The 13,724-nt window shown below is 41.2% G+C and carries 10 protein-coding genes and 1 riboswitch; of the genes, 4 read left to right on the top strand and 6 right to left on the bottom strand.

Annotation, left to right across the window (positions count from 1 at the left end):
- Positions 1-379: 379 nt before the first annotated feature.
- Both B1A85_RS05935 and B1A85_RS05930 read left to right on the top strand, forming a co-directional pair.
- Entirely contained in the window at positions 380-3,832 is a 3,453-nt protein-coding gene (locus tag B1A85_RS05935) for a PAS domain-containing protein (RefSeq protein WP_104545955.1), read from the top strand.
- Positions 3,833-3,968: 136 nt separating this feature from the next.
- Positions 3,969-4,058, top strand: a riboswitch (Glutamine riboswitch).
- A 48-nt stretch (positions 4,059-4,106) separates the two neighbouring features.
- On the top strand, positions 4,107-4,541 hold the full coding sequence (locus tag B1A85_RS05930) for a DUF4278 domain-containing protein (RefSeq protein ID WP_104545954.1): 435 nt from the start codon (positions 4,107-4,109) through the stop codon (positions 4,539-4,541).
- A 257-nt stretch (positions 4,542-4,798) separates the two neighbouring features.
- Here B1A85_RS05930 and B1A85_RS05925 read toward each other — a convergent pair whose 3' ends face one another.
- Both B1A85_RS05925 and B1A85_RS05920 read right to left on the bottom strand, forming a co-directional pair.
- Positions 4,799-5,281, bottom strand: coding sequence for a hypothetical protein (locus B1A85_RS05925; RefSeq protein WP_104545953.1), 483 nt, complete (start codon positions 5,279-5,281; stop codon positions 4,799-4,801).
- 256 nt (positions 5,282-5,537) lie between these two features.
- The gene (locus B1A85_RS05920; protein WP_104545952.1) at positions 5,538-6,659 is read right to left on the bottom strand and encodes a serine protease; all 1,122 of its coding nucleotides are present in this window, start codon (positions 6,657-6,659) and stop codon (positions 5,538-5,540) included.
- Between the two features lie 453 nt (positions 6,660-7,112).
- Between B1A85_RS05920 and B1A85_RS05915 the strand changes: the two genes are divergently transcribed.
- Complete coding sequence (locus B1A85_RS05915) at positions 7,113-7,751, top strand: histidine phosphatase family protein (protein WP_104545951.1); 639 nt, start codon at positions 7,113-7,115, stop codon at positions 7,749-7,751.
- Between the two features lie 88 nt (positions 7,752-7,839).
- Here the strand turns inward: B1A85_RS05915 and B1A85_RS05910 are convergent, their stop codons facing one another.
- The 3 genes from B1A85_RS05910 to B1A85_RS05900 are packed head-to-tail and all read right to left on the bottom strand — an operon-like array spanning position 7,840 to position 11,035.
- Positions 7,840-8,286, bottom strand: a complete 447-nt coding sequence (locus B1A85_RS05910) for a carboxypeptidase-like regulatory domain-containing protein (protein WP_104545950.1) — start codon at positions 8,284-8,286, stop codon at positions 7,840-7,842.
- Positions 8,283-10,331: an alkaline phosphatase gene (locus tag B1A85_RS05905; RefSeq protein WP_104545949.1), complete on the bottom strand. Its 2,049-nt coding sequence runs from the start codon at positions 10,329-10,331 to the stop codon at positions 8,283-8,285. Before B1A85_RS05905 ends, B1A85_RS05910 begins: the two co-directional genes overlap by 4 nt.
- Positions 10,328-11,035, bottom strand: a complete 708-nt coding sequence (locus tag B1A85_RS05900; RefSeq protein WP_104545948.1) for a cation diffusion facilitator family transporter — start codon at positions 11,033-11,035, stop codon at positions 10,328-10,330. Before B1A85_RS05900 ends, B1A85_RS05905 begins: the two co-directional genes overlap by 4 nt.
- Positions 11,036-11,340: 305 nt before the next feature.
- On the opposite strand from B1A85_RS05900, the gene B1A85_RS05895 reads away from it, so the two are divergent.
- A complete protein-coding gene (locus B1A85_RS05895; RefSeq protein ID WP_104545947.1) occupies positions 11,341-12,459 on the top strand; it encodes a succinylglutamate desuccinylase/aspartoacylase family protein in 1,119 nt (372 codons plus the stop codon).
- 38 nt (positions 12,460-12,497) lie between these two features.
- Here B1A85_RS05895 and B1A85_RS05890 read toward each other — a convergent pair whose 3' ends face one another.
- Positions 12,498-13,580 (bottom strand): ATP-dependent 6-phosphofructokinase, encoded by a 1,083-nt coding sequence (locus B1A85_RS05890; protein ID WP_104545946.1) that lies wholly within the window; start codon positions 13,578-13,580, stop codon positions 12,498-12,500.
- Positions 13,581-13,724: the final 144 nt, after the last annotated feature.

Raw genomic sequence — 13,724 nt, 5'->3', positions numbered from 1 at the left:
ATCTAATGAGGCTTCGTCATGTATACTTTTTATCCTTTCATCTCAATCCGAAATCTCCACCAAATGCGTTGTTCAATAAAGTTTGCGTGCCATTTTTGCACTCGACCAATTGAACCGCGACAAAGAAAATGAGGAGAAAATTATATATTTTTACCTAATTTTTACAAAAAATCTCAGTATTTTAACCACGAGCCTCAACTTATATAGTAGCGTTTTTAATGAGTTGAAACTTAATTAATATCAGCAAAAACCCAGGGTAATATCTTATCAAAATGGGTAAAAATAAATTAAACCGCAAAACATAAAAACGTAAGTTACTAAAAAAACAATTTGGTTACTTACTGTATGCCAATGTAGTCATTCACAAAAATGCCTAGGTATGATATCTACATATGATGTTCATATAGTTATTATTTCCATAATTCCTGTTGTAGCGGCTAGTTTGGCAACTGTATTGATTCGTGGCGCGATCGCGTTAAAAACTATTCTGGAGCTAGCCTACAGCCAATTTCTACAAACACACTTGATGAATATTTTTAGTTTCATCCCTGTAGCATCTGTAACTTTAGGCAAAATAATTGTTTGGCTTTTAAATCGTTGGCAATTTGACAAAAGGTTTTTTTTAGCAAATGATACGCTACTTGAAAGTTTTGCTGGAATTCATTACATGAATATGGCAGTGTTGCCGATACTATTAGAAAGTATAGCGTTTTGCTGTTTCTTAACTTTCTGGATGAGACTACTCGCCAAAAAGATATCCCTTTGGTGGCATGTTGGTGTAGCGATCGCAATTCTGGCAGCAAGCGCGGGAATACATTATGCATATCCTACTACACAGCCAGCGATAGAAGTAGCTGACCTTACCACAATAGTTATTTTGGTTTTAGTCGTACAGCAAGCTTTGAGTTCGCGCTGTTTGCATACAGAAGTAGCACTTGCAGAAAGCCAGCGTCGATTAGCAACTTTGATCGACTCGTTACCAGGAATTGCTTTTGCTTGTAGCAACGATCCTAACTGGTCAATGACTTATGTAAGCGAAGGATGTTTGGAATTAACAGGCTACTGTAGCGAAGAATTAATTGGTACTACAGGATTGTACAATGCGATTACTCACCCTGAAGATTTACCAAGAGTTTTACAGAGCATTACAAACGCTGTAGAAGCAAAAAAACCCTATGTCGTTGAATACCGAATTCACACCAAATCTGGCGAGCAAAAATGGTTATGGGAAAAAGGTAGCGGGGTTTTTGATAGTCACGGTCAAGTTCTCGGTTTAGAAGGATTTATTACAGATATTTCCGAACTAAAACGTTCCGAAACTGCACTGAAAGAAAGCGAACAGAGATATCGCGAATTGTTTGAAAGTCATCCTTGTCCGATGTGGGTGTACGATCTTGAAACACTCGCTTTTCTAGATGTCAATCATGCTGCGATCGCCCATTATGGCTACGGACGCGACGAATTTTTATCGATGACGATGAGAGATATTTGTCCTTCAGAAGATATTGCTAGTTTGCAGCAACAACTAAAACACCTCAAGTCTGAAATTAGTCCTCAAGGTATCTGGAGGCACCGCAAAAAAGATGGAACAATCGTCAAGGTAGAAGTTTCGTGTCATTCGCTCACTTTTTTAGGAAAGCGTGCTGTTGTCGTTTCAACGCATGATGTAACTAAACGACTTCAAACTGAAGAAGCACTAAGACAAGCAGAAGCAAAATATCGCAGTATTTTTGAAAATGCTAGTGAAGGAATTTTTCAGACGACACCCGCAGGGCAATATCTCAGTGCTAATCCAGCCCTCGCGCGCATCTATGGCTATGAGTCACCCGAAGAACTTGTAGCAAGTGTCACTAATATTGAAAAGCAACTTTATGTCGATCCGCATCGCCGGGCTGAGTGTCTTCGTTTGATGCAGCAGCATAACTCCGTATCAGGGTTTGAATCGCAAGTTTATCGCAAAGATGGCAGTACAATTTGGATTTCAGAAAACGCCAGAATTGTCCGTAATATCCACGGCGACGTTGTATGTTATGAGGGTACGGTTGAAGATATCACAGCGCGCAAACAAACCGAAGCGGCGCAAGCCCGCTTTACAGCTATTTTAGAAGCAACAACAGACTTTGTGGGAATTACCGATAGTCGAGGAAAACCCTTGTTTCTCAACCAAGCTGGTTACAAAATATTAGGATTAGATCCGCAACAGGATATTTCACAACTCAATATTTTTGATTGTCATCCTGATTGGGCAAATCAAATGTTTCTGGATGAAGTCATTCCTACTTTGCTGTCGCGTGGAGTTTGGAACGGAGAAATGGCGCTACTCAACCGCCAGAAAGAAGAAATTCCCGTTTCACAAGTGATTGTCGCTAAAAGTTCAGCAACCGGCGAGCTTGATTTTGTTGCTACTATCGCGCGCGACATCAGCGAACGCAAGCGTTTAGAAGCACAACTTTCGTACATAGCCAATCACGATTCTTTGACTGGCTTGTTCAATCGTCGTTACTTTCAAGCGCAATTAGAGCATTATTTGGAACTAGCGCTTCAGGGCGATCGCCAATCTGGAGCTTTAATTTTAATTGATATTGATGACTTTAAAGATATTAATGATACCCTCGGACACAAAGCCGGAGACGATCTCCTCAAAAATCTAGCGACTTTACTACAAGAACAAATCGAGGAAAAGGATGTTTTAGCACGTTTGGGTGGCGATGAATTTGCTATACTTATCCCCCAAATTTCTTTGCACGATCTTGATTTAATCAAACAAAAGCTTGTCAGCGCGCTCAAAACTCATGTCGTTATAGCTAATGGGCAACCAGTACGAATTACAGCAAGTATCGGCGCAACTCTATTTCCAGATCATGGAATGGTAGCAGATGAGCTTTTTGCCCATGCCGATTTGGCAATGTATAAATCAAAAAAACTGGGTAGCAATTGCTTTAGCCTCTACACTCCCGATCCGCATTGGCAAGTTCAAATCCAATCACGCAATTTCTGGAAAAATCAAATTCGCGAAGCGCTAGAGCAAAATTTATTTGTACTTTACTGCCAACCAATTTTAGATTTACACAACGATACTTTTTCTTGTTATGAAATTCTTATTCGGATGTTAGGAAAAGATGGAGAAATTATTAGCCCCAGTACCTTCCTCCCGATTGCTGAAGAATGCGGGTTGATTTCTCATATCGATCGTTGGGTAGTTTGCCAAGCGATTCATTTAATTGCTGCTCAGGCAAAATTAGGCAATACTCTACGCTTGGAAGTTAACATTTCTGGTAAATCATTATCTGACAGCGAACTCTTGCCGATGATTCAGCAAGAACTGGCGACGACAGGAATTAACCCTGCAACATTAGTATTGGAGATTACTGAAACAGCGGCGATCGCGGATTTTTCTCAAGCACGCAAATTTATTAACACGCTCAAACAAATCGGCTGTCAGTTTGCGATCGATGATTTTGGTATGGGTTATTCTTCGTTTGCGCAACTCAAACACCTACCAGTAGATTACCTCAAGATTGATGGCAGTTTTATCAAGAACTTAGCGAAAGACGTTCTCGATCGACACTTAGTCAAAGTGATCGTGGAAGTTGCGCGGGGGTTATCTATTGCTACGATCGCTGAATTTGTGGCATCACCAGAGACATTGCAGTTACTTCATGAATTAGGTGTCAATTATGCTCAAGGTTATTACATTGGTGAGCCAATGCCCGTGACAGAAGTGTTAAATCAAGGAGGTAGCATCACAAGCGATAAAATGCAAAGTTCTCACTGGCATTCAATAAAAAGTACACAAGCAGTCAAACAAGCATATACACTGACTTCTTCTTAATTAAGTTAATCGCAGTGTTTTAATTGAGCATCCGATTATCCAAAGTGCAATAATAACGAGGCTGCTCCTTTAATGTTAATTTTTGTTAAACTTGACGATTTATCTAAAAAATAGTAAAATTAGATACAGAAAATACAACGTTCATCTCTACTTTTTATTAAGAATCAGCCTTAAGTTAGATGCTTTGTAGAGACGGAAGTAGGGAAACTTCCCGAAGGAACGCACTTTACATAACCTGAAACCTATTAAAGAATCTAGTGAAAAGGCTACAAAAATGAAACTTACTTATCGAGGGGTCAACTACGAATCCAGCGCACCAAATATTGAAATGAGTGAGGGAGACATTAACGGTCAATATCGAGGTGTAAATTGGAAACAGCGCTATCCTCGACATATCCCTGTACCTCAACCAGTTGTTGGGTTAAAGTACCGTGGAGCCAGTTACAACATAGGTCACCCAATTGATATCGAAGCAAGTCTTATGCGCAGACAGTACGCAGAGACAGCTAAGACTCAGCTAGGAGCAGGAAAAAGTCAGGTTTCAACCCGAAGCAGTCGTCAGCGAGCATTGGAAGAGTTAAATCATACTCATATTGCCAACATTCGCCAAAACTTAGAACATCGGTTACAAGTCGCACGAGCGAAAGGCGACCAACAATTGATTCAAATGCTAGAAGCTGAAGCTCAACAGCTTGTTACCAACAAATAAATTAAGCTTCTCTAGCGTACAGTCAAGAAACACCGATCGAACAGGATGCTGGTTCGTTCAACGGAAGAAACCTTTGCGCGATACTAGCTCCCTCAGTTCCAGTTTGGTTGAGTAAGTCTACATTACCGAGACTCGATGATTAATGCTAGATATATTTTGCGAAATTTTAGCACAGTCATTGAAACAGTAGACAAGTATTTTAAATGGCAAAAGTCACCGTTTAAACTTGTTGATTTCTTTTAAATAGATTAAATAGATTAAATAGAGTTGATAATTTTCAATTGCAGATCTGATGGTGTTACCCCATTGCTAAAAATATCTGGGCTAATTGCCTTGATAAATGATATTTGTTCTCCTGGCTCAATGCCATTGTTACTATCAAAGGTAACAGTTTCACTCGCAAGTACGCGATTATTACGTTGGTCTATCACATTGAATTGAATTGGTGGTAACTCACCGACCTGATTCGATTCATTCGTCAGAGTTCCTTTCACTTCTGGAGTTCCGTTTTCTGCAAGTTCAATTCTCAACTCAGAGACGCGCACGTTATTCAGCGGAATCACTTGTCGTTTGGTTACCGTTAGTTCTCTGATTGCAGAAGATTGAGGCTTTTTGTCACAAAGATTATTAGATAAGTCAATAAATTGTCCGCGCCATTCTATGTAGCATAGAGAGTCCTGAGCAACGATTACAGTAGGAAACAGGCTGAAGAAAGTACTAAAAATCAGTATTTTGTACATCGAATATTTTTAAGGAATTTTTCAGAATAAAGTTGTATTTTATTACACTTTGAAGGCTAAGTAGGTCAATTAGAGATCGTATTTAATACAGGAAACCTGTACTAGATATTAATCTAATCACACATAACTTATAACTCTCTACTTCTGACGTCAAGAGGAGAAAAATTAAGATAATATTTTGACGACGATGTCATATAAAATCAGGTTTTGTATTATGACAAAACCTGACAAATATCCTTAAAAAATGCGTGTTATTTTAACAGTTTCCAGGCTGGCGTTGACACATAGCGTTGAGCATATTGACAAAGCGAGAGTCAGGAATAGAACTACCTTGGTACAACGGATCAGTCGCCACAGGTCCGTATGAAGTAACACCAATAATTTGATTGAAACCGGGATTTCTGCCATCATTTTGCCCAACAGCTGCTACACCAAAATTCTGTATCCAAGGACCACCACTTGAACCACCGCGCATATCAGAGCCATACTCTACTGAGTTAGGATTACGAGTACGAAAACTTTGGGCAGTAACTTGATGCATTTTATGACCGTTATCAAGGTTACTAGGATAACCCAATAAAGTTGCATGGTTAGGAAAAAGACTGAGCGTTCTAAAACCTAAAAAACCAGTGACTTGACCAATTCTGCGAGAGACACCATTAAAGGGCAAGTCGATAATTTCAATCATTGCATAATCAGCGGCATTGGGAACAACACCCCCACCTTGCGACCAAGCATTAGTGGTAACAACGTGACTCCAACTCCAAGCTTGGAAAGGTGCTATACCATCTCGATAAGCAGGAACAAACAAGAAATTGGTAAAGAAACCACTTTGACCTCCACTACCGCTATGAACGCAGTGACCCGCTGTCAGAACAATTCTTGGCTTGAGAACTGCACCAGAGCAAACAAAATCGCCTTCGTTAGGTATTGTAAAGAAAAGCTTTCCTACTGGTCTATAAGGATAGACAACATCCGCAGATAAAGGAATAAGTCGGGAACTTGTAAAAAACGCACCTACTGAACCTACATTGTTAGGTTGGACTTCTTGTTCGTTTGCCTGAAAATTCGTTTGAGGAGGTTGAAATAGTCGATTGTTGAAATCAGGTTTAATATTAACCGTTGGTGGTTGACCCCTCCCACTTACCGGAGTTCCTACTGCAGGTGTAGCTTGTGTTGTTACTCCACGAGTAGGTTTAGGCATTGGTAGTGGTTTAGCATTTTGTAGTCGTCGTGGCGTCCAGTAACTTCTACTATTGTTGGGAGTAACGCTATCGTTGTCGTGAAAGATTAAATCCGAAGCTACGACTGCTGATGGAAATAAACTGGCGATCGCTACAAATGATGACGCATACGTACGAATAACTTTTGAAATCATGTTAATTCTTCTACTGACACTGCTGATTCAAGTTCAGTTGCTATCACTAAAAATTTTGAGCAACCAGCGTTCACTTCTCTTCTAGCTATTCAGATATCGTGCGAGGAATGAGCTTAATATCTCAAGAATTTTCCTTTTGCTACAGTGTATAATTTTTTTATCTTTTCGGCGTTATTTCTACTTAACACTATCATTCAGCGTCACTTTTACCATAATTTACTAAAAATTCATTGTATTTTTTTATACATAAATTAGAACAATGTAGTTGAATTGTTCGTTTATGCAATTGGTTAAGACTTGAACAGCAGATTAGTAGAGTTCTTCGCTATCTTTGTTCAAGCAGCTGCTTAAGGTCTATTAGATTAAAGCAATTTGAGCTTTGAAACAAGAGGTTTGTTATTTGGAATGCTAATTCTGGCGGTTCAAAGATAAACGGTTAATTAAGAGGTAATTGTGGCTATCTCGCTTTATTTCTTGCGACATGGACAAACTGAATGCAGTCGAAATAATGCTTTTTGTGGTGCGATTGATCCAGGCTTGACACCAGAAGGACTAGAGATGGCACAAGCTTTTGCTATGGCTTATCGCGATACTTCTTGGACTGCGGTTTTTTCTAGCCCGATGCAACGCACGCTCGCAACTGCTCAACCTTTATGCACAGCGATCGGAATAGAACCACAGCTACGTGAAGGCTTAAAAGAAATTAACTTTGGCAAGTGGGAAGGCTTATCAGTTGATACTGTAGCCCGCGATTATCACGATGATTATATTCGCTGGTCAGCAGATCCCGCATGGTATCCACCAACAGGTGGTGAATTAGCCGTGGCGATCGCTTCCCGTGCGATGCAAGTTATTGAAGAAATCAAAAATCGTTACAGTGGTGGCAATATTTTAATTGTCTCGCACAAAGCAACGATTCGCATCATGTTATGTAGCTTACTCGGAATCGATGTTGGACGCTTTCGTTATCGCTTAGCATGCCCTGTGGGTTCAATTAGTATTGTAGAATTTGGAACGCACGGTCCACTGCTTCATGCTTTAGCCGATCGCACTCACCTGAATGATCGTTTGCGATCGCTACCTGGAACTTAACTAAAAAGCTGGGGGTTTAACTCTTCCCCAGCTACTACCTACTTATTCCTGTTCAGTCTACTTGTATCAACTTTGAAATAAAACGGTATCAGTAGTCGATTTCGTGATTGTGTTGTACGTTATCACCAATCTCGAAAAATTCACCCGTTCGACCATGCACTCTAGTAGATAGAGAGTAGACGTTGCTGCGATCGTAAGGTAGTTCTACCTTGAGGACATAATGAATATCTCGCAATCCTTTAAACCAAAATTGACCTTGGTCATCGGTACGAGTTGTTTGTGGTGGAATAGAGTTAATTGTGACCTTGGCATTTGCCACGACGCCACGACCGCCATGTATAGCACGAGAGTCAGCCAATTTACCATAAAGTAAACTGTCTCCTTGCGGCTGCGCCCGAAACGCCAGGGTAGGTTGTAGCGTCAATACGGCAAACACTGTTACTGCAATGACTACTCCCATTACTAGCCGCATTTGCTTAGAACGTAGTAATTTTTTGAGTTTGAACATAGTTGCGCTTGGTTTACTCAGTGTCATGATTCAGTCTCCGTAGCAGTAAATGGTCTACCAGTCGCTAAGTCTTGACGGTTTCTCACGCCAGAGATGGCAGCAGCCATGCGTTGGAAAACTTCGATATTATCCATGACACCAGTAAATAATCTGGCTCCAGGTCCTTGGACAGCGATCGGAACATCATCTCCCGTGTGATTGGCAACAGTTGTACCGCGTTCTAAGTCATTGGTTAGCAATAAGCCATTGGGATCGCGTTCTGGATTAGGCTCAGTACCATCCTCACCAGAAGGAGGTAAATTTAAGTCGTCGGTGAGAAAGTCAGTACGGAATGTTGGTCGCGCAGAAATTCCAATCGCTAACTTAGTGTCGGGATTAGCTTCATTGGGATAGCCATCGCCATCTGTATCTTGATAAGTTGTGAACCCTGCATCTCCAAATGACTGCATGGCATCATTTAAATCAATTCTGCCTTCGCGGATTGCGCGTGAATCTACTGTACCACCGACAGTTTGACCTTGAGCGTGGTCGGCAGTCACGATAATTAGTGTATTTGGATTTTCCGCAACAAATTGTCGTGCTACTTCCACAGATTTATCTAAAGTCAGGACTTCGTAAAGTGTCCGGTCAGGATCGAGAGGGTGAGCTAGTTTATCAGATTGCGAGGACTCAACTTGCAATATCCAACCTTGGGGCGATACAGCTTCGAGAACCGCGATCGCTTTTCTAGTCATTTCTTCTAGCTTAGGAATCGTCGCAAATTCTGGTGGGATAGGGGGATTGAGTTGACTTGCACCTCTACCGTCAATTGTTGCTCTACCACGCGCAATCAATAAATCTAATACGGAGGGAATATTCTGTGCACCTAGAGCCGCTCCTTCACGAAAATCTCCTAAAAACAAACCTAAAATTTTCCGATCGTTAGGAGCTTGATTCATGCTATTTACATCGGTGACAATGGTGTAACCTTGTTGTTGAGCAACAGCAACTAAATCTTGATTATCGCGGCGAAATACGGTGTCTCTGAACTCAGCAGCACGCTCTTCATTTGGCACAAAATGACGCGCTCCTGGACCTAGAAGAACATCAACAGGTTGTGATAATTCTTTTAAGCTACGATATCCGGTTTCTGGTAAAGCCCAACCATCTCTAAAAAAGTCAAAATATTGTTGCGCAATTTGTTCGTATGAAAAGCGCAGGCGTTGGTTTGCGCCAAAGGCTGCAGGTGTAGCATCAGTTAAAAATGCTGTCGTTGCCAATCCAATCCCCCAATTGTATCTCCGCTTCATGTACTGCGGTAATGTTTCAATCCGAGGATTATCAAGCGGATTTTCTGGTGTATTGTCAGGAAAGGCATTCAGGGCATTATTAATCGTTTTTGCTCCAGACACCCATGCAGCAGCAGTATTGGCAGAATCAGGAATAATACTATCAAGTGAGTGCGTAGCCACTAAGCCTGTAAATGGCATTTGCTCCATCTCAAGATAACCACCAGGTTGACCATCTCGGACACCGAATTTCATGATTCGCGCCCCTGTACGCAACGGCGTTCCCATTCCATCACCCACAAAGAAGATAATTTTGTTTAAATTACCTCGCTGTTGAAATGGTTGAACGCGATAAGTGTTACGTGCAGAAACTTGACGCCCGTCGATGTTCAAAGTAGCTACAATTTCATAACGCCCTGGCTTGGGTAAACTCCAGTTGCGTAACGTTTGACCAAAAAGGTTTGAGCCTTCCTCTGGTAATCCTACTTCGATGGAACCACCAGGAAGTTGCAGTTGTTCGTCAATCCGCTTTCTAAACGTACCAGTAAAGTTGTTGCCGTTGATTGTGATTGATTCTAATTTTGGTGGTGACTGTGCCGGAATTAAACTTTCTACACGCAAGTCAAAGCGTTGCCCGACCAGTAAAGTTGTATTATTCGTAGGCCAGATGCGGACTAATTCTTCGTCTGCACCTTGCGCTTGTACGGGTAATACCGTAGCTAGCCAAATTATCGCTGTAATAACGAAAGTGCTAATGACTTTCCATCGCTTCCACACCAACTGAACTGAGCATAAACTGCTCATCGTAAAATCTCCTCTAATGATGGAAATAACAGTTTTTCCATGTCGCGTTTTTCACAGTCGCAAGCATTTGTCGTAGGAGAGGCTTTGCCAAATAGCATCCAGAGGCTTTGCAACAGTAGCGCTGTAGCCGAAATCGCAACAAGTCCTGAGACTAAAAGACTAATTGCACTATCAGCCCACATCCAACCGAGCCAAGAAATTGCGATCGCGGCTATAATTACGCCCACCGAACTAAATAAATCTGATAGTACGTGCAAGAAGGCTGCTTTGAAGTTCAAGTCACAGTGACTGCACTCGTGTAACCAAAAAGCATTGCAACCATTAATTCCTAAACCAACTACTGCAGTTAGCAACATTGGTAAGCTAAGAATATCTGAGGAAGTTGGAGATTGCATCCTGGCAATTGCTTCGGTTGCTACCCAACTTGCCAAAATCACTAAGCTAAGACTATTTAGCAGTGCGGCATATAATTCAATGCGACGTCCGTACTTCGCATGACGTTTAGCGCTTTGCGCCATCCAGCTTGCTACCAGCGTGACTCCTAATGCTGCGACATCTGAAAGGAGATGACTTGCATCTGCTACCAGCGACAAACTGTGGATCCATAACCCAACACCAAGTTCAACCGCAAAAAAACTGATTTCCAGCCCAATTGCTAGTTGCAGTATTTGGATTTTCCGCGTGTTTGAGTGCAATTTTGGCATTATTCACAAAGTAAAAATGGCAACCTTATGTAGTATCAGTTGCTCTAGAGAAGCATAATGTTTCTCAACAGGCAACTCAACTTCCATTACCCTGACACGGAATACATTAAATGAATCCTTGTGCAGATTAGCAACTATTAGATTAATGAATCAGTAAGTGAACTTTAATTTTTGGTAAAGTAAAACAATTTTTTGCTAAAAAAATCGGTAATTGGTAATAAATGTTTGAGCTAGCTAATTATCTTTAAGTTAGATTTAATTTTTATTAAATATCTATTTTTTATGATATAGTTCACGGTTCTGCTATGATTCCTAGTGTCTACACAATTCCTCTCATCCAATTAGCTTCGGGCGATCGCTTGTCGCTGCAAGTTTATCGATTCGTTGGTGCTAAATCTGGTAAAAAAGCATATATCCAAGCAAATTTACACGGTGCGGAAATTGCTGGTAATGCCGTCATTCACCAGCTTATTGAGTTTTTTCAAACTTTACAAAATACTGAGTTGACTGGTGAAGTTTGGCTGGTACCAGTATGCAATCCCCTAGGAGTTAATCAGCGATCGCATCATTTTGCTTCTGGGCGCTATTCTGTTTACGAAGGCAAAGATTGGAATCGCATTTTTTGGGATTATGAAAAAAGCCAAGAAAATTTAAAAGAATTTGCTCAAGCGCAAATCAATTTAGACAGAGATACTATTAGAATAAACTATTTAAATAAAATTATCAACTGCTTTGCCACACTTGCTGAAAAAATTCATTCGTCTAGTAGCGTACCGTTTACCGAACTTTTTCGCTACCGATTACAATCACTAAGTATTGATGCCGATTACTTAATCGATATCCACACTTCTAGCGACCAAGGTCTCAATTATTTTTACTATTTTCCTCGCCGCGAACTCAGTGCGCAATACTTTTTACTTGACTATGGAATTTTACTTGACGATTATGACGGCGATGCTTTTGATGAAGCTTTTATCAAACCCTGGTTAGCCTTAGAAAATACTTTTCAGCAGCTAGGGCGAGAAATTCTTTTTGATATAGAAGCTTGGACATTAGAACTTGGTTCAGGAATGCAAATGCAACCGCAGTCGGTAGAAAAAGGCGTTGCCGGAGTGAAGAATTATTTAATACACAAAGGCATGTTAGCTATTGCTAATACAAAAGCGATCGCGCGCGAAATGACTTTTACGTTAAAAAGTCAAATAACGAAATATTATGCTCCTGTTGGTGGTATGGTGCAAGCGCGAGTTCCACTAGGTAGCACGGTTAAAGCAGGAGAAAGGCTGTATCAAATTCTGACGTTTAATAAAATTGGGGAAATGCCTTGTGTTATTGATATTTGTGCAGAAAAAGATGGTTTAGTTTATGATGTTTCTACTAATTATGCAGTAAATGAAGGCGAATACGTATTAGCAGTGATGTAATTTTTCAGGACAAGCAAGATACCTATCCCACAGGGTATTTAATCGCCTAAACAGATATTTAATCCTCTGGCAGTTTTGACGAGAGTACCATGCGGGTCAACCGCGCGGTATTGGGCGATCGCATCGGCAATTGGGACGCTTACAACTCGACGATTTTGCCATGTTACCATTTGATCGTACTTTTGTTCGGCAATCAAATCAACGGCAGCAACACCAAACGCAGAAGCGATGAGTCTCTCTAACGGTGAAGGAGTTCCGCCGCGCTGAATATGTCCTAAAACGGTAACGCGAGTTTCAGCGCCAATGCGATGGCAGATTTCGTCTGCTAAATATTGACCAATACCGCCATATCTGCATTCACCGAAGCGGTCAGTACTGACAACAGAATCACCAGTTTCATTGCGTACAGCTTCAGAAACGACGATTAAACAGTAGTTTTTTCCTTGTTCTTGACGTTCTTTGATATTACGGCAAACTCGGTCAAGCGTATAGGGAATTTCAGGAATCAGGATAATATCGGCACCACCAGCAATTCCGGCGCTAATGGCAATGTGTCCCGCATCGCGCCCCATGACTTCCAAAATCATGACGCGGCTGTGACTTGCAGCAGTAAAATGCAATCGATCCAGGGCTTCGGTTGCAATACTTACCGCAGTTTCAAAACCAATCGAAAGTTCAGTCACTCCGACATCGTTATCAATTGTTTTGGGAATGGCAACTAAGTTAATTCCCCCCTGCTGGGCAAGACGACGCAAAATTGCTAAACTACCATCGCCACCGATACCAATTAATGCATCTAAGCCAAGTTGGCGATAACCTGCGATAATTTCTTCAGAGCGATCGCATACGCTACCATCTGCCATTGGGTAAGCAAACGGATTGCCTTTATTGGTTGTACCTAAAACTGTACCGCCAGCAGTCAGCAAAGAATTGACCTTCTCGATGTCTAAAGCGATGTACTTCGGAGGATGCTGCATCAACCCCAACGTAGCTTGGCGAATCCCCAATACTTCCCAACCGTAAGTACCTACCGCGCGATTTACCACTGCCCGAATTACAGCATTTAATCCAGCGCAATCACCGCCACTGGTAAGAATACCAATGCGTTTGTGTTCTCCCATTTTGACTTAAGCTAAAAGTCCTCTTTAGAAGATGATTAAACTAGATTAGGTAGACACTTTTTATAAATTACTGCAGGATTTTATTATTTGTGATTTTTGGTAAAGAAACTAAATTAAAACTTGCAAATGGGTACGCGAGGAGTA

This window comes from Chroococcidiopsis sp. TS-821, from assembly GCF_002939305.1.
Taxonomy (GTDB): domain Bacteria; phylum Cyanobacteriota; class Cyanobacteriia; order Cyanobacteriales; family Chroococcidiopsidaceae; genus Chroogloeocystis.
This window is presented reverse-complemented; position numbering and strand designations above follow the sequence as displayed.